A 23,247-nucleotide genomic window follows, 5' to 3' on the forward strand; every position below is an offset into this window, starting at 1 on the left:
TCCCTTGCATATCTAGCTGTTCCAGCGAGAGTGTTTCTCACCTGGCCCCGGCACGGGGCTGACTGTCAGGTGAGCGCAGGCTCCGCCTGGGGAACGTCGAGGTCGATGCTGTCGAGCAGCGACTCTCCGTGCTGTGCGGCGGCAGCGTTGAGCGCGTCGTTCTCGGACTGGATCCGAACAAGCTCGGACTCCAGGTCCTGGACGCGCTGCTGAAGCCGTCGCATCTCGGCGAGGAGTCGCGGGTCGGAGCCGCCGACGTAACCGAGAAGCGCCTTTGCCATGATGGATGGTCCTCCACACTGAGTGACCGACCGAAGCGGTTGGGTCGTGAGGGATTTTCGCACCCGCGGTGCTCAGCGGCACATCTTGTTTCGTGCCGTTTTCGCCGCCGAACAGCTAAGGTGCGCGGGGCTTCCAGAGTCTCACCAAAAAGTTTGACGGTCAACACGATCACGCCCGGTATCAAGGGGCGACCGGGGGGGTCCGCGGCCGCGGAACTCGCGGCGGCGCCTCGCAACTCGGTGCCTCAGGGGCGTAGAGATCATCCTTCCTCGCGGAGCGCGGCACGGCAAGACCTTCTCGGCAATCAGCAGGTCATTTCCGTTTGGGCTGCCGTTCTCCGAACGTCCGCCCGAGTGCGCGGAGCACTCGGGCGGACGGCGTCGGCCGATGATCGTCAGCGGATCGCGAAGCCGTCGTAGCCGCCGCGCGGGGTGTCCCAGATCTCAGTGACTCCGTCCACACGTCCGGGAGTGTCGTCGGAACGGAGCCAGTCGAGCAGACGGTGGCAATTCTCACTCGGCCCCTCGGCGACGACCTGCACCCGCCCGTCGTCGAGGTTGAGGGCGAAGCCGACGAGCCCTCCGATCTCCAAGGCGTTTGCCCTGGTGAACCAACGGAAGCCCACTCCCTGTACTCGGCCGCGCACCCATGCGGTGAGCCGTACGTCTTCGTTCATGGCTGCACGCTAACGGGCCAATTGCCGAAGGAGCACGTCGCCCCCGCGCGTCATGGCGTACAGTCCCGACCGAATGAGACTCACCCGTTCGGATGCGTCTCAGTGGACAAACCCTGCACCAGGGACCACGGCAGCAAAGATCAGCAAAGAGCACAGCACAGGTCGGCAGAAAGGCAGAGCAGATGGGACGCCATCGCAAGAGGCGCGGCGCGCCCGTGCGCACCGGGCTGCTCGGCGCTTCCGCCGCGGTGGCGGTCGGCGCGATCGCCGTCGCCTCGGGCCTGCTGCCCGGCGGGGACACCCTGACCGTCGGCAGCGCCGGCTCGGGTGAGCGGCAGACCGAGTCCCGGCAGGCGCCGGAGCTGACGACGCAGGGCGGCTCGTCCGCGACCCCGTCGAACCGGTCGTCGACCCCGCCCACGGGTACGAGTGCGGGCAAGGGGACCGGCAAGACCTCCTCCCCCTCCACCGCTTCCGCGACCCCGTCGCCGAAGCCGTCGAAGACCACCGTCTCCCCGGCACCGAAGAAGCCGGCCCCGCAGCCGTCGAGGACGACGACCAAGGCGACGCCGCCGAAGCCGAAGCCGGCCCCCACGACCGAGAAGCCCGTCGTGCGCACCGAGGCCCCGGCCCAGGTCGCCCGCGACGTGGCGGCCGAGGCGGAGGTCGTGCGGCTGGTCAACGAGGAGCGGGCGAAGGTGGGCTGCACGCCGGTGCGGTCCGACAGCGCTCTCGCCGCGCTGGCCGGCGCGTTCAGCCAGGACATGGCGCAGCGCGGCTTCTTCGACCACACCGACCCGGAGGGGGACACCCCCTGGGAGCGTGCCCGTCAGGCCGGCGTCTCCGGGCTCGGCGGCGAGAACATCGCCCGGGGCCAGGCGGACGCCGCGGCCGTGATGGAGTCGTGGATGAACAGCGACGGCCACCGCGCGAACATCCTGAACTGCGACTACACAACGCTGGGCGTGGGCGTGCACTTCGCGGACGGCGGTCCGTGGTGGACGCAGGACTTCGGCTTCTGAGCCGACGGAATACCGGAGGAGGGGCCCCGTCACCACGTGGTGACGGGGCCCTTCGTCGTTCCCTGGCCGCCCGGGACGCAATCCACTGGTGAGCGCACTCCGAGGGGGAGCGCTGTACGCGAGTAGGCTTGAGGGTATGACTGACGACCTCGTGTTCGACGTGTTCGCCCGGGCCTGCACCTCGCGCGAGACGCTGGAGCATGTGACGGGCCGGTGGGGCGCCCTCACACTCGGCGCGCTCCACGAGGGCACGTTCCGCTTCAACGAGCTGCGCCGCCGGGTCGACGGGGTCAGCGAGAAGATGCTGTCCCAGACCCTGCACGCGCTGGAGCGCGACGGCCTCGTCCACCGCGAGGCCCAGCCGACCAACCCCCCGCGGGTGGACTACCGCCTGACGCCCCTGGGCCGCGAGGTCGCGGAGCGGCTGCGTGCCCTGATCGACCTGGTCGAGGGCCGCATGCCGGAGGTGCTCTCGGCGCGCGAGATTTACGACGAGAAGCGCACGGCTTCCGCCGGCGTCACGCCGTAGCGCGCGGCGGGCGCTGGCAGCGCGGGCAGAAGTAGCTGGACCGGTTCATCCACGGGCGGCGGCGCATCGGTGTGCCGCAGCGGTGGCACGGCTCGTCCTCGCGACCGTAGGCGTCCAGCGACCGGTCGAAGTAGCCGGACTCGCCGTTCACATTGACGTAGAGGCTGTCGAAGCTGGTCCCGCCGGCGGCGAGGGCCGCGTTCATCACGTCCCGTACATGACCGAGGAGTTCGGCCGACCGCGGCCGGGTGAGCATGGCGGTGGGGCGTTCGTAGTGCAGCTTGGCGCGCCATAGCGCCTCGTCGGCGTAGATGTTGCCGACCCCGCTGATCAGCGTCTGGTCGAGCAGCGCGCGCTTGACGGTCGTACGGCGCAGGCGGATCGCCGTCTGGAAGGCCGCGTCGTCGAACTCCGGGTCCAGCGGATCGCGGGCGATGTGCGCGATGACGTCGGGGAGGCCGTCCGCCGTGTTCTCGTGGAGCGACAGTCCGCCGAAGGTGCGCTGGTCGACGAAGCGCAGCTCGGTGCCGAGGCCGTCCTCGAAGCGGACGCGGATCCGCAGGTGCTTCTCGTCGGGGGCGTCCTCGGGCTGGACGAGCAGCTGCCCGCTCATGCCGAGGTGGCCGAGGACGGAGACGTCGGAGTCGGCGAGCGGGATCCACAGGTACTTGCCGCGGCGGCGGGCGGTCCCGAAGCGGTGGCCCTTGAGGCGCGCGGCGAAGTCCGCCCCGCCTGCCGGGTGCCGGCGCACGGCCCGGGGATGCAGCACCTCGACCTCGCCCACGGTGCGCCCGCCGACCCAGCGCTCAAGACCGCGCCGTACGACCTCGACCTCGGGCAACTCGGGCACGGGACTCCTCCGACGGGGGCGGTGACGACGACGATCGCAGCCTATCGCCCGCCCGCGGAGCGGTTCGACGCCCGGTTCGACGCCCGGTTCGACGGCTGCGGAAACGGCACCGCCCGCCCCCTGGGATCAGGGAGCGGGCGGGAAAGAACCCGAAGGAACGGGTCAGACGGTCTGCGCCGGGTCGGTGGCCGTCGGCGCGCCACCGTTCTCGGCCTCGACCTCGGCCGTGACCTCGGCCGTGACCTCGACGTCAGCCTCGACGTCGCTGTCAGCCTCGACCGGAGCCGTGACGGTCGACGCGCTCGCCGCCGCGGCCTTCGCCGCCACCGCTCGCTCGTCCGCCGCCGCGCGGATCGCGCGCCAGGCGGATTCCGCCGCCTGCTGCTCCGCCTCCTTCTTGCTGCGGCCGGTGCCGGTGCCGTACGAGACACCACCGACGCGGGCGGCAGCAGTGAAGGTCTTCTCGTGGTCCGGACCCGTCTCCGTGACGAGGTACTCCGGCACACCCAGGCCCTCGGCCGCGGTGAGTTCCTGGAGGCTGGTCTTCCAGTCCAGTCCTGCACCGAGGTTCGAGGACTTCTCGATCAGCGGGTCGAAGAGCCGGTGCACCAGCTCCGAGGCCGCGTCGAGGCCCTGGTCGAGATAGACCGCACCGATCACCGCTTCAAGGGTGTCGGCGAGGATGGACGCCTTGTCCCGGCCACCCGTGCCCTCTTCGCCCCGGCCGAGCCGGATGAAGGAGCCGAGTTCGAGGCCGCGACCGACCTCCGCCAGCGCACGCGAGTTGACCACCGCGGCCCGCAGCTTGGCCAGCTGGCCTTCGGGCAGGTCGGGGTGGGTGCGGTACAGCGTGTCCGTGACCACCAGGCCGAGCACGGAGTCCCCGAGGAACTCGAGACGCTCGTTGGTGGGCAGACCGCCGTTCTCGTACGCGTACGAGCGGTGCGTCAGCGCACGCACCAGAAGGGCGGACTCGAGCTGATACCCGAGCCGCCCTTCCAGAAGCGTGTGGGACGAGGCATTGTCCGTCTTGTTGGACTCAGACATCGCGCCTCTCACCAGCCACTCAGACCGAGAGGACCTGGCGCTTGTTGTAGGTGCCGCAGCTCGGGCACGCGATGTGCTGCTGCTTCGGCTCCTGGCAACGCTCACACGAAACCAGGGTGGGGACCGCAGCCTTCCACTGCGACCGGCGGTGGCGCGTGTTGCTGCGCGACATCTTCCGCTTCGGAACAGCCACGGCTACTTCTCCTGCTTCTCGTCGACGCCAGCTTCGGCGCCGCTCATGTTGTCCTTCTCATCGGTTCCCAGCGAACCGGCGAGTCCCTGCAGTGCCGCCCAACGAATGTCGACGGCGTCGTGGTGGTGGTCCGGGTTGTCGTTCAGGTTGGTTCCACATTCGGAACACAGACCCGCACAGTCCTCCCGGCACACCGGCTGCATCGGCAGTGCGAGCACTACCGCATCACGCAGCACGGGTTCGAGGTCGAACATGCCGTCCTCGAGGGGGATCATGTCCTCGCCGTCCTCGGCCTCGTCGTCCGCGGCCGCCTTGGAGCGGCCCCGGTCGTCGGAGTCGGGGTACGAGAACATCTCCTGGAAGTCCACGTCGAGATCCAGCTCGACGGGCTCCAGACACCTTACGCACTCCCCCTCGGCCGATGCACGGGCGGTGCCTGTGACAAGCACCCCTTCCATGACCGACTCGAGACGGAGATCAATCTCCACGGGCGCGCCTTCCGGCACGCCGATGACCCCTTCGACACCGAAGTGGCCGGGGGCCGTGACCGAGCGGGAGAGCCGCTGCAGGGCACCAGGACGCCGCCCCAGCTCGTGCGTGTCGAACACGAGGGGGTTGCGGTGGTCGAGGCGCGTGCTCAGGGCTCTTCCTGCTTTCGGATCGTGAGGGGGCTGCCGTGTTCGAATCGAGAGACGAAGCGGGCAGCAGGGATCGCGGGCATACGCGCGACCGAAGAGCCAGGATACTGGACGCTTCGCCCAGGGCCCAATCGGCCCGGGGCAGGGTCCGCTCAGTGACCCTGGCCCTGACTCAGTGGCCCTGGCCCTGGCCGTGCCCCTGCTCGTACTGCCGCAGCTGCTCCAGGTCGATCATGCTCGTGTCGAAGAAGCTGGTCTCGTCGAGCGCGGCGGCCTGCGGCTGCTGGGGCTGTGCCTGGTGCTGGACCTGGTGCTGCTGCTCGTAGCTGTACTGCTGCTGGTACGCGTAGGGGTCCTGGTTCTGGTACGCGTACGGGTCCTGGCCCTGGTAGGCGTACGCGTCCTGCGGCTGGTGCTGCGGCTGCTGGTACCCGTACGGGTCCGGCTGCTGCGCCGGGATCTGCGGAACCTGCTGCATGGCGGGCGCGGGCTGCCGGCCCGGCTCGGGGTCGGCCAGCTCCGCGAGGCCGGCGAGATAGTCCGCGTCGCTCGTGTGCACGGCGTTGCCCGCCGCGTCCTGGGCCGCCATGTGCGCGCCGAGGTCGTCGGTGGCGATCCGGCCGTGCAGCTTCTGCCGGCCGCGACCGACGGCCTCCAGGGTCTTGGACAGCACGGCCTCGAAGGCGCCGAGCTTGGCGTCGACGTACGCGTCGGCCCGGTGGATCAGGGTCTGCGGGTCCGCGCTGTACTCGGGGGCGTCCTCATCGGCGTACCCCTGCTCGTCGAGTCCCGGGCCCCGGCCCAGGAGCTTCTCGCGGCCGCGGTCGACGGATCCGATGGTCTTGTTGAGGACGACCTCGAAGTTGGCGAGCTTGGAGTCGACGTAGTCGTCGGCCTCCGCCTTGATCTCCTCGGCCTCCCGGCGGGCCTCGGCGAGGATCCGGTCCGCCTCGTCCTGGGACTGGCGGGCCACCTGGGTGTCGGAGATCAGCGAGCCGCGCTCGGCGTGGGCCGCCTCGATGATCCGCTCGGCCTCCTGCCGGGCCTGCTCGACCATCTGCTCGCGCCCGCCGAGGAGCTCCTGGGCCTGGGCCAGGGAGCCGGGCAGGGCCTCCCGTACCTCTTCGAGCATGGCGAGCAGCTCGGCGCGGTTGACCACGCAGGACGCCGACATGGGCATGGAGCGGGCGTTTGTGACCGTCGAAACGATCTCGTCGAGCTTCTTCTGCACGTCCACCGGGTGCTCGCCACTCTCTACAGCTGGATGGAGACGGACGGGACGACTGTAAGGGCAGTCGTCCCCCGTCCGACACCTGGTGACGGACCGTCAGGGACGCTCGCTCCAGGTCACTGTCGGCCGCGCTGTTCGGCCAGGCGCTCGGTGAGCCTGCCGAGGACGGCCTCCGGCACCAGGTGGGAGACGTCGCCGCCCCAGGCGGCGACCTCCTTGACCAGGGAGGACGACAGGAAGCTGTACGTGGGGTTGGTGGGGACGAACAGGGTCTCGACGCCCGAGAGGCCGTTGTTCATCTGCGCCATCTGCAGCTCGTAGTCGAAGTCGCTGACCGCGCGGAGGCCCTTGACGATGGCGGGGATGTCGCGCTGCTTGCAGAAGTCGACGAGCAGTCCGTGGAAGGACTCGACCTCGACGTTGCCGAAGTCGCGGGTGACCTCACGGATCAGTTCGATCCGCTCGTCGACGGTGAACAGCCCTTTCTTGGACTGGTTGATCATCACCGCGACGTGTACGACGTCGTACAGCTTGGAGGCGCGGGCGATGATGTCGAGATGTCCGTTGGTGATGGGGTCGAATGACCCCGGACAGACGGCGCGGCGCAACTTGGGTCCCTCGCTCTCCGGTCCGGTCATCGTGCGTCTTCGCACGTAGAGGCGGCGCGACCGTACCAAAACGTTCCCTCGCCGTAGCGACGGGCCCGCAATGGCTCGAAACCGGCCGGCCAGCCGAATTCCCCGCCTCGGGTGCTGCGCTCCACGGTGACGAGAGCATCGTCCGCGATCCAGCCCCCGGAGCGGAGTGTGAGGAGGATCTCCCGAAGATCGTCGTCGGAGACGGCGTACGGAGGGTCGAGGAAGACCAGGTCGTACGGCTCCGCCGGGGCCGGGCCCGTCACGATCTGCTCGGCCTTGCCGGTGCGCAGTTCGGCGCCCGGCAGGGCGAGGGTGCGGATGTTCTCCCGCACCGTCCGGGCGGCACGTGGGTCGGCCTCGACGAGCAATGCGTGGGAGGCGCCGCGGGAGAGCGCCTCGAGGCCGACGGCGCCGGAACCGGCGTACAGGTCGACGACGCGTGCCCCGGCCAGGCCGTGGAACGACTCCCAGGTGGAGAAGAGGCCTTCCCGCGCCCGGTCGGAGGTGGGGCGGGTGCCGCTGCCCGGCGGTACGGCGAGTCGGCGTCCGCCGGCGGTGCCGGCGATCACGCGGGTCATCTGGGGTCCTCGCTCTGTGGAAGCCATAAGCCATAAGCCATTGCGTGTGCAATAGCTTATGGCGGCTTCCGGCCCCTCGCGTCAGCCCTTCTCCAGGTACTCCTCACGTTCCTTGTCGAGGAGGGCGTCGAGCGCGGTGCGCAGCTCGGGGTGGTCGGTGAGGTCCGGGTCGGCGAGGACGACGGCGGTCGCCTCCTCCCGGGCGGCGGCGATGACCTCTTCGTCGTCGATGACGGTGAGCATCCGCAGCGAGGAGCGGACGCCGGACTGGGCCTGGCCGAGGACATCGCCCTCGCGGCGCTGCTCCAGGTCGATCCGGGAGAGCTCGAAGCCGTCGAGGGTGGAGGCGACGGCGGCGAGACGCTGCCGGGCCGGGGCGGCCTCGGGCATCTCGGTGACAAGCAGGCAGAGGCCGGGGGCGGATCCGCGGCCGACGCGGCCGCGGAGCTGGTGGAGCTGGGAGACGCCGAAGCGGTCGGCGTCCATGATCACCATGGCGGTGGCGTTGGGGACGTTGACGCCGACCTCGATGACGGTGGTGGCGACCAGGACGTCGACCTCGCCGGCGGCGAAGCGGCGCATGACGTCGTCCTTGTCGTCGGGGTGCATCCGGCCGTGCAGGACCTCGATGCGGAGCCCGGCGAGCGGGCCGGCGCGGAGCTTATCGGCGACCTCCAGGACCGCGAGCGGCGGCCGCTTCTCGGCCTCGTCCTCGGGGGACGCCTTGCGCTTCTTCTTCTCGTCCTCGTCGTCGCCGATGCGGGGGCAGACGACGTACGCCTGGTGTCCCTTCTCCACTTCCTCGCGCACGCGCTCCCACGCGCGCGTGAGGAAGTGCGGCTTGTCGGCAGCCGGGACGACATGGCTGGCGATCGGCGAGCGGCCGGCGGGCAGCTGGTCCAGGACGGAGGTCTCCAGGTCGCCGAAGACGGTCATGGCCACGGTGCGCGGGATGGGGGTGGCCGTCATGACGAGCAGGTGAGGGGGCTGCTTCCCCTTGCCGCGCAGGGCGTCGCGCTGTTCGACGCCGAAGCGGTGCTGCTCGTCGACCACGACCAGGCCGAGGTCGTGGAACTGGACCTTGTCCTCGATCAGGGCGTGCGTGCCGATGACGAGCCCGGCCTCGCCCGTGACCAGGTCGAGCAGGGCCTGCCGTCGCCCCGCCGTACCCATGGAGCCGGTGAGCAGGACGACCTTGGTGCCGTGCTCGGCGCCGCCGAGCATGCCTCCCTCGGCGAGCTCGCCCATCATCTCGGTGATCGACCGGTGGTGCTGCTGGGCGAGAACCTCCGTGGGGGCGAGCATCGCGGCCTGTCCCCCGGCGTCGACGACGGCGAGCATGGCCCGCAGGGCCACCATCGTCTTGCCGCTGCCCACCTCGCCCTGGAGGAGGCGGTGCATGGGGTGCTCGGTGGCGAGGTCGTCGAAGATCTCGCGGGAGACCTTCTGCTGGCCGTCGGTGAGGGTGAAGGGCAGCTTGGCGTCGAAGGCGTCGAGGAGGCCGTCCGGGGTGGGCCTGCGGGCGACGGCGGGCAGTTGGGTGTCCGCGTACCGACGGCGGGCCAGGGCGACCTGGAGGACGAAGGCCTCGTCCCACTTCAGCCGCCGACGGGCGTCCTCGATGTCCGCCTTCGTGCGGGGGCGGTGGACCTTCTGGAGCGCCTCGGGCAGGTCGGTGAGGTCGCGGCCCTCGCGCAGGGCGGGCGGCAGTGGGTCGGCGAGCCCGGCCCAGCCGGTGGCGGCCAGGGAGTCCAGGGCGATGGCGACGGACTGCTCGATGGTCCAGGACTCCAGCTGCTTGCAGGCGGGGTAGATCGGCAGCAGCTCGCCGGCGAACGCCTTGACCGTCTCGTCGCTGCTCTCGGCGTCCAGGAGCTTGTACTCGGGGTGGGTGAGCTGGAGCTTGCGGTTGAAGACGCCGACCTTGCCGGCGAACATCCCGCGGCGGCCCGGCAGCAGCTCCTTCTGGTGGAAGTGGACGGCCCGGCCGAAGAAGACCAGCTGCATCCGGCCGCTGCCGTCGGTGATCGTGACCTCCAGGCGCTGGCCCTTGCCGCGGCCGCCCTTGTTGAAGGTCAGCACGCGGGCGTCGGCGACCTGCGCGACCACCGTGACGTGCTCGTCCAGCGGCAGGTCGGCGAGCGCGGTGAGCTCGCCGCGCTCGGCGTACCGCCGGGGGTAGTGGTGGAGGAGGTCCCCGACCGTCCGCAGGTCGAGCTGCTCGGCCATCACCTTCGCGGTGGCGGCGCCGAGGAGGTTCTTGAGGGGTTCGTCGAGCACTGGCACGCGTTCCATTGCACACCACTCCACTGACACCCGTCCCGCAGGCTGTGGATATCCCCTGGTCACGTCGGCGTCGTGATGCCTAGGATGACGCGTCCTCCCCTCTCCTCCGCGATCACCGCACGCCGGGATCGCCCGACCCGCGCCGTCGCCCGTCCCCCCACCGGCGCAGCGACGATGACTCCTGATCAGACACCTCACACCTTCCAGGTCGATCTGCGCGGACTCGTGGATCTCCTCTCCCACCATCTCTATTCGAGCCCCCGGGTCTATCTGCGTGAGCTGCTGCAGAACGCCGTGGACGCGATCACCGCGCGCCGCGCCGAGCAGCCGGACGCCCCCGCGCGGGTCCTGCTGTCCGTGGACGGCGGCGGCCTGCGCGTCGAGGACAGCGGCATCGGGCTGACCGAGCACGATGTGCACAGCCTGCTGGCCACCATCGGCCGCAGCTCGAAGCGGGCCGACGCCGAGGGCATCGCCAGCGCGCGGGCCGAGTTCCTGGGCCAGTTCGGCATCGGGCTGCTCGCCTGCTTCGTGGTCGCCGGCGAGATCCGGGTGGTGAGCCGCAGCGCTCGTACGCCCGCAGCCCCTCCGGTGGAGTGGACGGCCCGCGACGACGGTTCGTACACGGTCCGTACGCTCCCGGACGGCGCACGCCCCGAGCCGGGCACGACCGTGTACCTCACCGCGCGCCCCGGTGCCGGCGAGTGGCTGACCGAGGCGAAGGTGCTCTCGCTGGCCCGCGAGTACGGCTCTCTCCTCCCGTACGAAGTACGGGTCGGGGACGAGCCGGTCACCGATCTGCCCGCGCCCTGGGACCGTTCGTACCCGAGCCCGGCCGCCCGGCGGGTGGCGCTCGCCGGGCACTGCCGGACGCTGTTCGGCTTCACCCCGCTCGACTCGATCGACCTGGATCTGCCGCTGGCCGGCATCCGGGGTGTGGCGTACGTCCTGCCGTCGGCGGTCAGCCCCGCTCAGCGCGCGGGGCACCGGGTCCATCTCAAGGGCATGCTGCTCACCGAGCGGGCGGACGGGCTGCTGCCCGACTGGGCGTTCTTCGTGCGGTGTGTGCTCGACACGGACAGCCTGCGGCCGACCGCCTCGCGGGAGTCGCTGTACGAGGACGAGACGCTGGCGGGCGTACGGGACGCGCTGGGCGCGGCGGTACGCGACTGGCTCGGCTCGTTGGCCGCGGGCGACCCCGAGCGCCTGGAGCAGTTCCTGTCGGTGCACCACCTCGGGGTGAAGTCGCTGGCCCGGCACGACGGCGAGATGCTGCGGGCGATGTTGCCGTGGCTGCCGTTCGAGACGACGGACGGCCGTCTCTCGCTGGAGGAGTTCGCCCGCCGGCACCCGGTGGTGCACTACACTCGTACGGTCGAGGAGTTCCGGCAGGTCGCGGCCATCGCGTCCGCGCAGGGCATCGGCGTGGTCAACGGCGGCTACACGTACGACACGGAGCTGGTCGAGCGGCTCCCCGAGGTCCGGCCGGGCACGGCGGTCGCCGAGCTCGACGCGGACACCGTCACCGCCCATCTGGACTCCGTCGACCCCGCGCAGGAGTTGGCGCTCGCGCCGTTCCTGGCGGTGGCGCGCGCCGCGCTGGATGCTCTCGGCTGCGACGTGTCCCTGCGGTCCTTCCACCCGCTGACCGTGCCCGCGCTGCACCTGGACGACCGGGCGGCTCGGCACGAACAGGCGCGGGCGGACGCCGAGGAACAGGCCGACGACCTGTGGGCGGGCATCCTCGGCTCGCTGCGCGGCAGCGCGCCGCGGGCCCGGCTGGTCCTCAACCATCTCAATCCGCTGATCCGCCGGATCGGCTCGCTCGACGATCCGCAGCTGGCCGGAACGGCCGTCGAGGCGCTGTACGGCCAGGCGCTGCTGATGGCGCAGCGGCCGCTGCGTCCGGCCGACTCGGCGCTGCTCAACCGGGCGTTCGCAGGACTGCTCGAATGGGCCACTCATGACGGGAAGAACGAGGCATGACCCTGACCATCCAGGCCCTGCGCGAGGCCATGCGGGAGAACTCCGGGCAGCCCGAGGGGCCCGCGCGCAACGAGCGGGCCGAGCGGCTGCTCGCCGAGGCCGAGCGGATCGGTGAGCCCCTGGCCGTCATCGAGGCGCTCGGGCACCAGCTGCAGGCGTACAACTACAGCTCCGAGAAGGCGAAGATGTTCGTGCCCTTCTCGCGGCTGCTGCGGATGTGGGACGAGAACCCCGCGGACTTCGACGCGTACGAGGCGCACTCCCTGCACTGGGTGTTCAAGTGGGTCTCCAGCGGGATGCTCGACCAGCCGCACATCCCGCTCGCCTCGATCGAGAAGTGGCTCGGCGAGATGGAGCACCGGTACCGGCTCGCGGGGTACTCCGAGCGGGCCGTGCGGCGGAGCGAGTTCCGGGTGGCGCGCCACATCGGTGACCGGGAGCGGGCGGCCCGGGCGTACGCGGCCTGGCTGGCGGCCGACCGGGACCGGATGGCCGACTGCCATGCCTGCGAGCTGCACGGGCAGGGCCATTGGCGCGTGGAGCTGGGTGAGGACGAGGAGGCCCTGGAGATCTGGGCGCCGGTCCTGGCGGGTGAGCACACCTGCGCCCATGAGCCGCACGCGGTTCTGGCGTCCTCGCTGCTGCCGCTGCTCCGGCTCGGCCGGGGGGAGCAGGCCCGCGCGAACCACCTGCGGGGCTACCGCCTGGTGCGGCCGATGGAGAGCATGCGCGGCTCGGTGGCGGAGCACATCGAGTTCTGCGCGCTGACCGGGAACGAGGCGCGGGGTCTGGAGATCCTGGCGGAGCGTCCGGCGTACTTCACGGACGCCGGTGATCCGGACAGCCTCCTGGACTTCCTGGCCGTGACGGCGCTGTTGATGGACCGGCTGGTGGCGCTCGGGCACGGTGGGCAGTCGGTGCCGGGTCCTGCGGGGTCCTCCTGGACGGCGGGCGAACTCGCCGGCCACGCGCGCGTGGAGGCGCTGGCGATCGCCCGCCGCTTCGACGAGCGCAACGGTACGGAGCGGGTGAGCGAGCTCGTCCGGGAGCGGATGGGGCAGGCGCCGCTGCTGGACCGGCTGCCGCTGGGGGTCCGGGCGTCGGGGGCGGTGCCGGTACCGGTGCGCGTCCCGGAGCCCGTGGTGGAGCCGGTGACGGAGTCGCGCGATCCGCTCGCGGAGGCGCGACGGCTGTCGAAGGAGCGCAGCCCGTCCGCGCGGGCGGCGTGGGAGGCCGTGGCGGTATCCGGGGTGGAGCTGGACGCGCTCGCGCGCGCCGAGCTCGACGACCACCGGGCGATGGCCATGGCGGACGGCCCGGCGGAGTCGGTGCGGCTGTTCCGCACGGCGGCCGAGGGGTACGAGGCGGCCGGCGACCGTGGTGAGGCGGAGGCCGCCCGGACCAGGGCCGCGTACGCGCTCGCGCTGGACGAGCGGGTGGAGGAGGCGTCGGCGGCCGTCGAGGAGGCGATCGCGCGGGTGCTCGCCCTGCACGCCGAGGGGGCGGCCACGGCTCGCCAGGTGGCCGGGGCGCTGCTCGCCCGGGTACGGATCGGGCTGCTGCGGCTGCACGAGGAGGAGGGCGCGCCCGAGGAGCTCGCGCGGTCGGTGGACGCGTTGCTGGCCTTCACCGCGGCCTGTGCGGAGGATCCGACCGTCATGGACCGGATCGCCGAGGCCGAGGCCGTACGGGGCGATCTGGCGGCGCACCGGGGGGACGCCGAGGGCGCGGCCCGGCAGTACGCGCACGCCGCGGAGCTGTACCACCGGGCCGGGCTGCCCTGGTACGCCGTCGAGCCGGAGGTTCAGCTCTCCCGGATCGCCCTGCACCTCGACGACGTCGAGACGGCCGAGCGGGCCGCCCGGGCGGCCTTGGAGCACGGGGCCGCGCACGCGCCGGCGGGCGGGCAGGCCCGGCTGCGGATGCAGCTCGCGCACGCGCTCGCCGCGGCCGGAGGGTTCGCGGAGGCGACGGAACACGCCCTGGAGGCGGCGCACTGGGCCGACGAGGCCGGCGAGAGCCGGGGCATCGGCGCGTACGCCCGGCATCAGCTGGGCGGTTGGCTGCTGCGGGAGGAGCGGACGGAGGAGGCGGCGGCGATTCTGGAGTCGGTGCTGCCGGACCTGTCCGTGGAGGAGCACGGCGACGGGATGGTCGTCCAGACGCTGTGGTGGCTCGGCGACTGCCTGACGGCGCTGGACGAACCGCGGGCCGCGGCGGAGCAGTGGCTGCGGGCGGCGGAGCTCGCGAAGGAGTGGCCGGAGCAGCGGGACCACGCGATGCTCGCGAACCTGGCGGCGGAGGCGTTGCTCCGGGCGGAGCTGAAGCCGGAGGCCGCCGCGGCGTACGAGCGGGCGGGCGAGCTGTGGCGGGAGCTGGGCGACTCGGCGGCGTACGTCAGGACGCTGCGCGTCCGGGCGTGGATCGCGGGGGCCGAGGAGGGCCGTGCCCTCATGGACGCGGCGGCGGAGGCGTGCGGCTCCGACGTGGTGCAGCTGGCGGACACGTACGTCCAGGCGGCGGAGCTGCTCGGTGAGACGGATGCGCGGGAGGCCCTGTCGTACGCGACGCGCGCGGTGTCGGCGCTCGCGTCGGCCGGCCCCGACGTCCGCGACCGCCGTACGACGGCGGAACTCCTGGCGGGCCGGCTCCACCTGAACCTCGGCGAGCGCGCGGAGGCGACGGCGCTGGCGCGTGGCGTGCTGGCGGAGAACCCGGAATCGGAGGAGGCGAAGGCCCTGCTGTCCCAGGCAACGCCCTGAACCCCCTGCGGCCCTGCCGCCGTCCAGGGGGAGGCCGGGAGGGTACGGGCGGCCCGGTACGCCTCGCGGACGGCGGCTCGACTCCGCGCAAGCGGTCGCCGGCTCTGCGACGAGCAGGCGCGGCACCTCGCACCACGGGGTAGGCCGGCGCGGCCACGGGCTCCCAGGTGGGTGCGGGCGGCCGGCACCGCTTGGGGACGGCAACGTCCCGCCGCGCCAGCGGGCGGCCGGCTCCGCGGCACAGGCGCGGCCGCCTTGCACCCCACGGGGCGGGTGCAGCCGCCCGCACCGCCTCGCGGGGCAGCGGCTTCACCTCGCGCAAGCGGGCGGCCGGCCCCGCGAGGGGGGGGGCCGGCCGCCTCGCACCGGCTGGTGGGGCGGCGGCTTCAGGCCGCAGCCGCTCCCGGCTCACCGCCGCAAGCCGTGCAGCGGCTTCACGCGGCTCGCGGGAGGGTGGGGGCCCGCGCCGCCCGGTCGCTACTCGACGCCGATCAGAAGCGGTGGCGCGCCCACGCCCCCGCGGTACGTCGTCGTGTCGACCGCCAGGTACGTGTCGCGGACGTGGCGTTCGAGGGTCGTGGCCAGTGAGGGTGGGGTCTCGTCCGCCACGATCAGGGTCACCAGTTCGCCGCCCGCCGACAGCATCCGGTCCAGGACCGTGCGGGCCGTCGTCGTCAGGTCCTGGCCGATGACCGCCACGTCGCCCTCGATCAGGCCGAGGACGTCGCCGGCCTGGCAGACGCCGGCCGAGGTGAAGGACCGGCGTTCGGCGACGGCGAGTTCGGCGTACCGGGTCGCCCCCGCCGCCGCCGTCATCGCCACCACGTCCTCGTCGAAGCGCCGGTCCGGCTCGTGGACGGCGAGCGCCGCGATGCCCTGGACGGCCGCGCGGGTCGGGATCAGAGCGACCCTGATGCCCTCCGCGCGGGCCTGTTCGGCCGCCGCGCCCGCCGTGTGCCGCAGGTCGGTGTCGTTCGGCAGGAGCACGACCTCGCGCGCGTGGGCCCGCCGGATCGCGTCGACGAGTTCGCCGCTGGCCGGTGGCTCCCCCGGCCTGGCCAGCACCGTCGTCGCCCCGGCCTCCGCGCACAGGCCCGCGAGCCCCTCACCGGGTACGACCGCCACGACGGCCCGCTGCATCCGTTCCCGTACCTCGGTGACACCCGAGAAGTGCGTGATGCGGATCCGGTACGGCCGGCCCGCCTCCACGCCCGCCTCGACGGCCGCTCCCGCGTCGTCGACGTGGACGTGCACGTTCCACAGGCCGTCGCCGCCGACCACGACCAGGGAGTCCCCCATCGCGTCCAGCCGGGCCCGCAGCCTCTCCACGGCCGCGTCCTCCGCCTCCAGGAGGTAGATCACCTCGAAGGCGGGGCCGGCCGGCTCGGCGGGCCCGTCGGATCCGTCTTCGGCTCCGCACGCCTCGTCCGCACCGGCCGGCCGGTGCGCCGCCCTGGCCGGCCGGACCTGTGCCTCCCCGGACACGACCTCCACCAGCGCCCCGAGGACGGCCACAAGTCCTCGTCCGCCCGCGTCCACGACCCCCGCGCGTCGGAGCACGGCCAGTTGCCCGGTCGTGGCCTCCAGCGCGGTCCTGGCTCCCTCGTACGCCCCCCTGGCCACCGCCACGAGGCTCCCGCCCCGCTCGCAGGCCTCCGCCGCCGCTCCCGCCACGCTCAGGATCGTTCCCTCGACGGGGTGCGCCACCGCCTCCCGGGCCGCGCGGGCCGCCGCCGCCAGGGACCGGGCGAGGTGATCCCCGTCACGCCCGTCCGCGAGAACGGACGCCATGCCGCGCAGCAGCTGCGAGAGAATCGTCCCGGAGTTCCCCCGGGCGCCGATCAGGGCACCGTGCGCCATGGCCCGTATGGCGTCGCCCGCGTCGGGATCCTCCGCCGCGAAGACCGCCTCGACGGCCTGCGCCGCGGACTCCACCGTCAGATACAGGTTCGTGCCGGTGTCCCCGTCCGCGATCGGATAGACGTTGATCGCGTCGATCTCCTCGCGCTCCCTGCCGAGCGCGTCCAGCGCCCGTACGCACCAGGAGCGGACCGCTGCGGCGTCGAGGGTCTGCGCGGTCTGCGGCAACGGGTGGTCCTCCTGCTAGGCGGCTGGCGGCGTCTGCGGTGAGCTCACCGCAGGGTAGACCCGCTCGTGACCAGGGACGGGGGCGGGGGCCGCGGCGACCGTGGTAGTTTCGTTCTACGGGAGCAGGCGTTGTATGCTGCTCCGGTTGCCCGGCGAAAGTCGGGCCATTCCCCCGGCAAGCCACTTCAGACCTCTGATTCCGGTGCGCCGGTTTTCACTGTAAATCTGAAGTCTTTGGAGTGACCCGTGGCTGCCAACTGCGACGTCTGCGGCAAGGGGCCGGGCTTCGGCAACAACATTTCGCACTCGCACCGCCGTACGTCTCGTCGCTGGAACCCGAACATCCAGCGCGTGCGTGCCGTGGTCGGTCGGACGCCGAAGCGGCTCAACGTCTGCACCTCGTGCATCAAGGCCGGCAAGGTCTCGCGCTAAGTGATGCTCCCCGCGCAAGCGGGGATGATCCCGCCGACGCATCGTCGTAGCGCAGCCTCTGCGGTTGCCTTGAAAGGCCGGTTCACCTCGGTGAACCGGCCTTTTGCCATGCCCGGACACAGGCGCGGGCCCAGACGTACGCCCGGGCACCGCACCGGTCAGCCGCGGAACCGCCAGCCGTGATCCACCGGGCCGATCCCCGCGCCCAGCGCGAACCCGGCCGCTATCGCCCCCGTCACGTACGCCTTCGCCTCCCGCACCGCCTCCGGCACGGTCAGCCCCTTCGCGAGGCCCGACGCCACGGCCGAGGCCAGCGTGCAGCCCGTGCCGTGCGTGTGCCGGTTGTCGTGCCGGGGAGCGCGCAGCCAGTGCTCCTCGCCGCCGTCCGTGAGCAGGTCGACGGCGTCCCCCTCGAGATGGCCGCCCTTGATGAGCGCCCACCGCGGCCCGTACGACAGGACCGCCGCGGCGGCCTCCCGCAGATCGGACTCCCGCTCGACGACGACTCCCGTCAGCTGCGCCACCTCGTCCAGGTTGGGCGTGGCCACCGTCGCCAGCGGCAGCAGCTTCGTCCGTACGGAATCCAGCGCCGAGGCCGCGAGCAGCGGGTCTCCGTGCTTGGAGACGCCGACCGGGTCGACGACCACGGGCGCGTCCGGCGTGCCCGCTAGCAGGTCCGCCACCGTCTCCACCAGCGCGGCGGAGGACAGCATGCCGGTCTTCACGGCCTGGACGCCGATGTCGTCGACGACGGCCCGGTACTGGGACCGTACAGCCTCCTCGGGCAGTTCCCACGCGCCCTGGACACCCAGCGAGTTCTGGGCGGTGACGGCGGTGAGCACGCTCATGCCGTGCACGCCGAGGGCGAGCATCGTCTTCAGGTCGGCCTGGATGCCGGCTCCGCCGCCGGAGTCGGATCCGGCGACGGTGAGGACCAGGGGCGGGCTCACTCGTGCCCCCCGAAGTGGTCCCAGCCGCCCTTGGTGTGCCAGGGCGCCCCGTCCACGGTGACCTGGGGCAGCGCGGAGGGGTTGAGGACCTCGCCGATGACCTTCCAGCGGGCCGGCAGCTTCACGTCCGGCGGGAAGGTGGCGACGATCGCGTGGTCCTCTCCCCCGGTGAGCACCCACTGCAGCGGGTCCACACCCACGGCCTGCCCGATGTCGTGCATCTGGGTCGGGATGTCGATGAGCCCGGAGCGCAGGTCGATGCGGACCTTGCTGGCCTCGGCGATGTGGCCGAGGTCGGCGATGAGTCCGTCGCTGACGTCGCACATGGCGGTGGCGCCGAGCCCGGCGGCCGCGGGGCCCGCGTGGTACGGCGGTTCGGGCCGCCGGTGGGCCTCGACGAAGGCGCGGGGCGAGCGGAAGCCGCGGGAGAGCACCGCGTATCCGGCGGCGGACCAGCCGAGCCAGCCGGTGTAGGCGACGACGTCGCCGGGCTGTGCCCCGCCCCGGGTCACCGGGTCGTGGTTGCGCAGGTCGCCGAGGGCGGTGATGGCGATGGTGATGGTGTCGCCGCGGACGACGTCGCCGCCGACGACGGCCGCGCCCGCGACCTGGCACTCGTCGCGCAGGCCGTCCATGAGCTCGACCGGCCAGGTGACGGGGAGTTCGGCGGGGACGACCAGGCCGAGGAGCAGCGCGGTGGGCACGGCGCCCATGGCGGCGATGTCGGCGAGGTTCTGCGCGGCCGCCTTGCGGCCGACGTCGTACGCCGTCGACCAGTCACGGCGGAAGTGCCGTCCTTCGAGCAGGATGTCCGTACTGGCCACCACGCGCCGGTCGGGTGCGGAGACGACCGCGGCGTCGTCGCCGGGTCCGATCCGTACCGCCGGTGTGGAGGTGAGCCGGGAGGTGAGCTCCCTGATGAGCCCGAACTCCCCCAGTTCTCCTACTGTGCCCTTCACCGCGTCTCACCTCGTGTTGTCGTGCCGGCCGTGCGCGTCGCCCGCCGCTCGCTCTGCGGGTCGCGAGCCGTCACCGCGCTGGGTACCGTCAAGTAGACCGTCAACTTCTGTCGTGCGTACGCCACACTGTGGGCGCCTCGGGGCGCGCAGGTCTCCCCGCGGCCCTCGGCGACGCGGTACCGTGGCGTCCCTTTCTCCCACAAGATCCTCGTGGCCGCCCTGGAGGTTCCGTGGTACAGGCGTACATCCTTATTCAGACCGAGGTGGGCAAGGCGTCGACCGTCGCCGAGACCATCTCCAAGATCCCGGGGGTGATCCAGGCGGAAGACGTGACGGGCCCGTACGACGTGATCGTCCGCGCCCAGGCCGACACGGTGGACGAGCTGGGCCGCATGGTGGTCGCCAAGGTCCAGCAAGTGGACGGCATCACGCGGACCCTCACCTGCCCGGTCGTGCATCTGTAGCCCCCGTCTACCCTTGGCCGGTGACGTCTCCCCACCGGCCCTTCGGCCTGCCCGCCGCCGTCGCAGCCGTTCTGCTGCTGACCGCCGCGGGCTGCTCCTCCACGGACGTGAAGGCGTCGGTCCCGGTTCCCAGCCCTTCGGCGGAGGAAGCGGCCCTCTGCCAGGCGCTGGCGAAGGAGCTTCCGGACACCGTGGCGGGGCTGGGACGGAACGATCCGGAGCCCGAGTCCGAGCTGACCGCCGGGTGGGGGGACGCGGCGATCGTACTGCGCTGTGGCGTCCCCCGGCCCGAAAAGATGACCGATCCCCAGTCCCAGGGCGTCTCGGTGAACGGCGTCCGGTGGATGCTGGAACAGCCGGAGGACGGCGGACCCCGCTTCACCTCGGTGTACCGGAAGACGTACGTGGAGGTGACGCTGGACGAGCGGTACGCCCACGACGCCGCACCGCTCACGGATCTCGCCGCCCCGGTGGAGAAGGCCGTTCCGTGCGCCCTGGAACCGGAGTGCGACTAGGGACTCCAGGGGATCGAGGGCTTCAGCGCAGGCCCGTGGAGCGGGTCAGCGCGGCCTGGATCAGCCGGTCGACGAGCTCCGGGTAGCTGACGCCGCTCTCCTGCCACATGCGCGGATACATGGAGATCGGGGTGAACCCCGGCATGGTGTTGATCTCGTTGATGACGAAGTCGCCGTCCTCCGTGAGGAAGAAGTCCGCGCGCACCAGGCCCTCGCAGGAGACGGCCTCGTACGCGGCGACCGCCAGGCGCTGGACCTCGGCGGTGGCCTCGTCACCGATCGGCGCGGGCACGATCCCCGACGCCGAGTCGATGTACTTGGCCTCGAAGTCGTAGAAGTCGTGGTCGGTGACGGGCGGGATCTCGGCCGGCACGCTGGCGCGCGGGCCGTCCTCGAACTCCAGGACGCCGCACTCGATCTCCCGGCCGCGCAGCAGCGACTCGACGAGGATCTTGGGGTCGTGGCGGCGCGCCTCCTCGATGGCCTCGTCCAGGCCGGAGAGGTCGTCGACCTTGGTGATGCCCATGGAGGAGCCGCCGCGGGCGGGCTTCACGAAGAGCGGCCAGCCGTGGTCGGCGGCGAACTCGACGATCTTCTTGCGGGCGGCAGCGGGGTTCTGGTCCCACTCACGGGGCCGGATGACCTCGTACGGGCCTACCGGCAGCCCGAAGGAGGTGAACACCCGCTTCATGTACTCCTTGTCCTGGCCGACGGCGGAGGCGAGGACGCCCGCGCCGACGTAGGGGACGCCGGAGAGCTCCAGGAGACCCTGGAGGGTGCCGTCCTCACCGTACGGGCCGTGCAGCACCGGGAAGACGACGTCGACCTCGCCGAGCGCCTTGGGCACGGAGCCGGGCTCGGTGTGGACGACCTCGCGGTTGGCCGGGTCGACGGAGAGGACGACGCCGCCCTGCTCGGACTCGGCCAGGTCGGCGACGTTCGGCAGGGCACGGTCGGCGATGGCCATCCGCTCGGGGGCGTCGGCGGTCAGCGCCCAGCGCCCGTCCGTGGTGATGCCGATGGGCAGCACGTCGTACTTGGTCCGGTCGATGGCGCGCAGGACGGCGCCGGCCGTGACGACGGAGATGGCGTGCTCGGAGCTGCGTCCGCCGAAGACGACGGCCACGCGCGGCTTGCGGGGGCTCTGGGTGTTCTCGCTCATAACGCGTTGAGCGTACCTTGCGTGTTCGATGCGCTTAAGAGCCCCGGCCCGCCGCGCGCGTCCGGCCTAGTGCCGGCCTGGTGTGGGCCTTGTGGGCCTGGTGTGGGCCTGCTGCGGGCCTCAGCGGCGCTCGGACTTGGCGCTGCGCGACATCAGTTCCTTGAGGGCGACGATCGGCGGCTTGCCCTCGTGGACGATCGAGACGACCATCTCGGTGATCGGCATGTCGACATCGTGGCGGCGCGCCAGATCGAGCACGGACTCGCAGGACTTGACGCCCTCGGCGGTCTGCTTGGTCGCCGCGATGGTCTCCTGGAGCGTCATCCCGCGGCCGAGGTTGGTGCCGAAGGTGTGGTTCCGGGAGAGCGGCGAGGAGCAGGTGGCCACCAGGTCGCCGAGGCCGGCCAGGCCGGAGAAGGTGAGCGGGTCGGCGCCCATGGCGAGCCCGAGCCGGGTGGTCTCGGCGAGGCCGCGGGTGATGAGCGTGGCCTTGGAGTTGTCCCCGAGCCCCATGCCGTCGGCGATGCCGACGGCGAGCCCGATGACGTTCTTGACCGCGCCGCCGAGTTCGCAGCCGACGACGTCGGTGTTGGTGTACGGGCGGAAGTACGGGGTCATGCAGGCGGCCTGGAGCCGCTGGGCGACCGATTCGTCGGCGCAGGCGACCACGGCGGCGGCGGGCTGCCGGGCGGCGATCTCCTTGGCCAGGTTGGGGCCGGTGAGGACGGCCACGCGCTCCACGGGCACGTCGGCGACCTCGGTGATGACCTCGCTCATGCGCTTGGCGGTGCCGAGTTCGACGCCCTTCATCAGGGAGACGAGGACGGTGTCGGGGGCCAGCTTGGGGGCCCATTCGGCGAGGTTGGCGCGCAGCGTCTGGGAGGGGACGACGAGGACGGTGAAGTCGGCGTCGTGGGCTGCTTCGGCCGGGTCGGTGGTGGCCCGGACGTTCGCGGGGAGCTCGACCCCCGGGAGGTAGTCGGGGTTGGTGCGAGTGGTGTTGATGGCGTCGGCGAGCTCGGCGCGGCGGCCCCAGAGGGTCACCTCGCAGCCCGCGTCGGCGAGCACCATGCCGAAGGCGGTGCCCCACGATCCGGTGCCGAATACGGCTGCCTTGGTCACTTCTTGCCCTCCCCGGCGGCCTTGCGCCGCTGTTCCAGCCGGGCCTTGCGGTGGTCGTACGGCTCGGGCGGCGCCTGCTCGCCGCGCACGTCCTCCAGGAGCGCGGTGATCGCGGCCATGATGGCCTCGGTCGCCTCGCGCAGCACGTCGGGCGTCGGCTCCTGGCCGTAGAAGCGTGAGAGGTCGACGGGCGGGCCGGCCTGCACGATCAGCGTCTTGCGCGGGAACAGGTTGAACTTGTTCTCCTTGGCGTACGGCGGCATCGCGAGGTTGGCGCCCCACTGGGCGACCGGGATGACCGGGGCCTTGGTCAGCAGCGCGACACGGGCGGCGCCGGTCTTGCCCGCCATGGGCCACATGTCGGGGTCGCGGGTGAGGGTTCCCTCGGGGTAGAAGGCGACGCATTCGCCGCGTTCGATGGCCTCGACGGCGGCGCGGAAGGCGTCCAGGGCGTCGGTCGTCTCGCGGTAGACGGGGATCTGTCCGGTGCCGCGCAGCATCATGCCGACGAACGAGCCCTTGAAGAGTCCGGCCTTGGCGAGGAAGCGCGGGACACGTCCGGTGTTGTACTGGAAGTGCGCATAGGACAGCGGGTCCAGATACGAGTTGTGATTGACGGCGGTGATGAATCCGCCGTCGGCCGGAATGTGTTCCGCACCGCGCCAGTCCCGCTTGAACAGAACCACCAGCGGCGGTTTAGCGATGACCGCCGCCAGGCGGTACCAGAAGCCGATTCTGCGGCGGGACACTCGTGCACCTTCCTCTGGGACTGGCGTGCAGGGGGTCAAGTGTCGCCCCATGCTCCTGGTCTGTCGAGGACACGGTACGCCCCGGACT

23 protein-coding genes are annotated in these 23,247 nt (G+C 71.9%); 7 read left to right on the plus strand and 16 right to left on the minus strand.

What is annotated here, in order from left to right; all coding sequences use genetic code 11:
- Nucleotides 1-65: 65 nt before the first annotated feature.
- Together ACFYV5_RS06875 and ACFYV5_RS06880 are read right to left on the minus strand one after the other, a co-directional pair.
- Nucleotides 66-281 carry a hypothetical protein gene (locus tag ACFYV5_RS06875; protein ID WP_215066520.1) on the minus strand — a complete coding sequence of 72 codons (216 nt, stop codon included), beginning with the start codon at nucleotides 279-281 and terminating at the stop codon, nucleotides 66-68.
- Between the two features lie 395 nt (nucleotides 282-676).
- Nucleotides 677-958 carry an acylphosphatase gene (locus tag ACFYV5_RS06880; protein WP_158990922.1) on the minus strand — a complete coding sequence of 94 codons (282 nt, stop codon included), beginning with the start codon at nucleotides 956-958 and terminating at the stop codon, nucleotides 677-679.
- Between the two features lie 182 nt (nucleotides 959-1,140).
- On the opposite strand from ACFYV5_RS06880, the gene ACFYV5_RS06885 reads away from it, so the two are divergent.
- Together ACFYV5_RS06885 and ACFYV5_RS06890 are read left to right on the plus strand one after the other, a co-directional pair.
- Complete coding sequence (locus ACFYV5_RS06885; protein WP_389165350.1) at nucleotides 1,141-1,980, plus strand: CAP domain-containing protein; 840 nt, start codon at nucleotides 1,141-1,143, stop codon at nucleotides 1,978-1,980.
- A 136-nt stretch (nucleotides 1,981-2,116) separates the two neighbouring features.
- Entirely contained in the window at nucleotides 2,117-2,509 is a 393-nt protein-coding gene (locus tag ACFYV5_RS06890; protein ID WP_355107420.1) for a helix-turn-helix domain-containing protein, read from the plus strand.
- On the opposite strand, the gene mutM is transcribed toward ACFYV5_RS06890, so the two are convergent.
- The 8 genes from mutM to recG all read right to left on the minus strand — a co-directional run bounded on the left by mutM (nucleotide 2,499) and on the right by recG (nucleotide 9,979).
- A complete protein-coding gene (gene mutM / locus ACFYV5_RS06895) occupies nucleotides 2,499-3,359 on the minus strand; it encodes a bifunctional DNA-formamidopyrimidine glycosylase/DNA-(apurinic or apyrimidinic site) lyase (protein ID WP_355107422.1) in 861 nt (286 codons plus the stop codon). The two genes, ACFYV5_RS06890 and mutM, sit on opposite strands and share 11 nt — an antisense overlap.
- Before the next feature lie 162 nt (nucleotides 3,360-3,521).
- Nucleotides 3,522-4,406: a ribonuclease III gene (gene rnc / locus ACFYV5_RS06900; RefSeq protein WP_389165354.1), complete on the minus strand. Its 885-nt coding sequence runs from the start codon at nucleotides 4,404-4,406 to the stop codon at nucleotides 3,522-3,524.
- A gap of 19 nt (nucleotides 4,407-4,425) precedes the next feature.
- Nucleotides 4,426-4,599 (minus strand): 50S ribosomal protein L32, encoded by a 174-nt coding sequence (gene rpmF / locus ACFYV5_RS06905; protein WP_030496967.1) that lies wholly within the window; start codon nucleotides 4,597-4,599, stop codon nucleotides 4,426-4,428.
- Nucleotides 4,600-4,601: 2 nt separating this feature from the next.
- Nucleotides 4,602-5,240 carry a YceD family protein gene (locus tag ACFYV5_RS06910; protein WP_389166340.1) on the minus strand — a complete coding sequence of 213 codons (639 nt, stop codon included), beginning with the start codon at nucleotides 5,238-5,240 and terminating at the stop codon, nucleotides 4,602-4,604.
- A gap of 169 nt (nucleotides 5,241-5,409) precedes the next feature.
- Nucleotides 5,410-6,474, minus strand: coding sequence for an ATP synthase F0 subunit B (locus ACFYV5_RS06915; protein ID WP_389165358.1), 1,065 nt, complete (start codon nucleotides 6,472-6,474; stop codon nucleotides 5,410-5,412).
- Between the two features lie 110 nt (nucleotides 6,475-6,584).
- Nucleotides 6,585-7,076, minus strand: coding sequence for a pantetheine-phosphate adenylyltransferase (gene coaD / locus ACFYV5_RS06920; protein WP_355108321.1), 492 nt, complete (start codon nucleotides 7,074-7,076; stop codon nucleotides 6,585-6,587).
- Nucleotides 7,077-7,102: 26 nt separating this feature from the next.
- Nucleotides 7,103-7,684, minus strand: a complete 582-nt coding sequence (rsmD, locus tag ACFYV5_RS06925) for a 16S rRNA (guanine(966)-N(2))-methyltransferase RsmD (protein WP_355107430.1) — start codon at nucleotides 7,682-7,684, stop codon at nucleotides 7,103-7,105.
- 81 nt (nucleotides 7,685-7,765) lie between these two features.
- Nucleotides 7,766-9,979: an ATP-dependent DNA helicase RecG gene (gene recG, locus ACFYV5_RS06930; RefSeq protein WP_389165363.1), complete on the minus strand. Its 2,214-nt coding sequence runs from the start codon at nucleotides 9,977-9,979 to the stop codon at nucleotides 7,766-7,768.
- Between the two features lie 165 nt (nucleotides 9,980-10,144).
- Between recG and ACFYV5_RS06935 the strand changes: the two genes are divergently transcribed.
- Complete coding sequence (locus ACFYV5_RS06935; RefSeq protein WP_389165365.1) at nucleotides 10,145-11,956, plus strand: HSP90 family protein; 1,812 nt, start codon at nucleotides 10,145-10,147, stop codon at nucleotides 11,954-11,956.
- Complete coding sequence (locus ACFYV5_RS06940; protein ID WP_389165369.1) at nucleotides 11,953-14,718, plus strand: tetratricopeptide repeat protein; 2,766 nt, start codon at nucleotides 11,953-11,955, stop codon at nucleotides 14,716-14,718. Before ACFYV5_RS06935 ends, ACFYV5_RS06940 begins: the two co-directional genes overlap by 4 nt.
- A 477-nt stretch (nucleotides 14,719-15,195) precedes the next feature.
- Here ACFYV5_RS06940 and ACFYV5_RS06945 read toward each other — a convergent pair whose 3' ends face one another.
- Complete coding sequence (locus tag ACFYV5_RS06945; RefSeq protein WP_389165371.1) at nucleotides 15,196-16,806, minus strand: DAK2 domain-containing protein; 1,611 nt, start codon at nucleotides 16,804-16,806, stop codon at nucleotides 15,196-15,198.
- Between the two features lie 246 nt (nucleotides 16,807-17,052).
- Between ACFYV5_RS06945 and rpmB the strand changes: the two genes are divergently transcribed.
- Nucleotides 17,053-17,238: a 50S ribosomal protein L28 gene (gene rpmB / locus ACFYV5_RS06950; protein WP_003957616.1), complete on the plus strand. Its 186-nt coding sequence runs from the start codon at nucleotides 17,053-17,055 to the stop codon at nucleotides 17,236-17,238.
- Between the two features lie 158 nt (nucleotides 17,239-17,396).
- Here rpmB and thiD read toward each other — a convergent pair whose 3' ends face one another.
- Complete coding sequence (thiD, locus tag ACFYV5_RS06955) at nucleotides 17,397-18,188, minus strand: bifunctional hydroxymethylpyrimidine kinase/phosphomethylpyrimidine kinase (RefSeq protein WP_389165374.1); 792 nt, start codon at nucleotides 18,186-18,188, stop codon at nucleotides 17,397-17,399.
- On the minus strand, nucleotides 18,185-19,147 hold the full coding sequence (locus ACFYV5_RS06960; protein ID WP_355107442.1) for a thiamine-phosphate kinase: 963 nt from the start codon (nucleotides 19,145-19,147) through the stop codon (nucleotides 18,185-18,187). The genes thiD and ACFYV5_RS06960 overlap by 4 nt, the downstream gene beginning before the upstream one ends.
- 230 nt (nucleotides 19,148-19,377) lie before the next feature.
- On the opposite strand from ACFYV5_RS06960, the gene ACFYV5_RS06965 reads away from it, so the two are divergent.
- Both ACFYV5_RS06965 and ACFYV5_RS06970 read left to right on the plus strand, forming a co-directional pair.
- Nucleotides 19,378-19,611, plus strand: coding sequence for an Lrp/AsnC family transcriptional regulator (locus tag ACFYV5_RS06965; protein ID WP_028802415.1), 234 nt, complete (start codon nucleotides 19,378-19,380; stop codon nucleotides 19,609-19,611).
- A 20-nt stretch (nucleotides 19,612-19,631) separates the two neighbouring features.
- Nucleotides 19,632-20,126, plus strand: coding sequence for a DUF3515 domain-containing protein (locus ACFYV5_RS06970; RefSeq protein WP_389165378.1), 495 nt, complete (start codon nucleotides 19,632-19,634; stop codon nucleotides 20,124-20,126).
- A gap of 22 nt (nucleotides 20,127-20,148) precedes the next feature.
- Here the strand turns inward: ACFYV5_RS06970 and ACFYV5_RS06975 are convergent, their stop codons facing one another.
- From ACFYV5_RS06975 to ACFYV5_RS06985, 3 genes are all read right to left on the minus strand, one after another.
- Nucleotides 20,149-21,288, minus strand: a complete 1,140-nt coding sequence (locus ACFYV5_RS06975; protein WP_355107447.1) for a D-alanine--D-alanine ligase family protein — start codon at nucleotides 21,286-21,288, stop codon at nucleotides 20,149-20,151.
- A 120-nt stretch (nucleotides 21,289-21,408) separates the two neighbouring features.
- The gene (locus ACFYV5_RS06980) at nucleotides 21,409-22,410 is read right to left on the minus strand and encodes an NAD(P)H-dependent glycerol-3-phosphate dehydrogenase (RefSeq protein ID WP_355107449.1); all 1,002 of its coding nucleotides are present in this window, start codon (nucleotides 22,408-22,410) and stop codon (nucleotides 21,409-21,411) included.
- Complete coding sequence (locus ACFYV5_RS06985; RefSeq protein WP_389165382.1) at nucleotides 22,407-23,159, minus strand: lysophospholipid acyltransferase family protein; 753 nt, start codon at nucleotides 23,157-23,159, stop codon at nucleotides 22,407-22,409. The genes ACFYV5_RS06980 and ACFYV5_RS06985 overlap by 4 nt, the downstream gene beginning before the upstream one ends.
- Nucleotides 23,160-23,247 lie beyond the last annotated feature (88 nt).

Source organism: Streptomyces sp. NPDC003035 (genome assembly GCF_042888285.1).
Taxonomy (GTDB): Bacteria; Actinomycetota; Actinomycetes; order Streptomycetales; family Streptomycetaceae; genus Streptomyces.

Excerpts from the sequence above, each read along its gene's own strand:
- ACFYV5_RS06885 (WP_389165350.1), top strand. The coding sequence starts at position 1,141 with ATGGGACGCCATCGCAAGAGGCGCGGCGCGCCCGTGCGCACCGGGCTG.
- ACFYV5_RS06880 (WP_158990922.1), bottom strand. The coding sequence starts at position 958 with ATGAACGAAGACGTACGGCTCACCGCATGGGTGCGCGGCCGAGTACAG.
- ACFYV5_RS06875 (WP_215066520.1), bottom strand. The coding sequence starts at position 281 with ATGGCAAAGGCGCTTCTCGGTTACGTCGGCGGCTCCGACCCGCGACTC.
- rsmD (WP_355107430.1), bottom strand. The coding sequence starts at position 7,684 with ATGACCCGCGTGATCGCCGGCACCGCCGGCGGACGCCGACTCGCCGTA.
- ACFYV5_RS06975 (WP_355107447.1), bottom strand. The coding sequence starts at position 21,288 with ATGAGCGAGAACACCCAGAGCCCCCGCAAGCCGCGCGTGGCCGTCGTC.
- ACFYV5_RS06935 (WP_389165365.1), top strand. The coding sequence starts at position 10,145 with ATGACTCCTGATCAGACACCTCACACCTTCCAGGTCGATCTGCGCGGA.
- ACFYV5_RS06940 (WP_389165369.1), top strand. The coding sequence starts at position 11,953 with ATGACCCTGACCATCCAGGCCCTGCGCGAGGCCATGCGGGAGAACTCC.
- rnc (WP_389165354.1), bottom strand. The coding sequence starts at position 4,406 with ATGTCTGAGTCCAACAAGACGGACAATGCCTCGTCCCACACGCTTCTG.
- ACFYV5_RS06890 (WP_355107420.1), top strand. The coding sequence starts at position 2,117 with ATGACTGACGACCTCGTGTTCGACGTGTTCGCCCGGGCCTGCACCTCG.
- recG (WP_389165363.1), bottom strand. The coding sequence starts at position 9,979 with ATGGAACGCGTGCCAGTGCTCGACGAACCCCTCAAGAACCTCCTCGGC.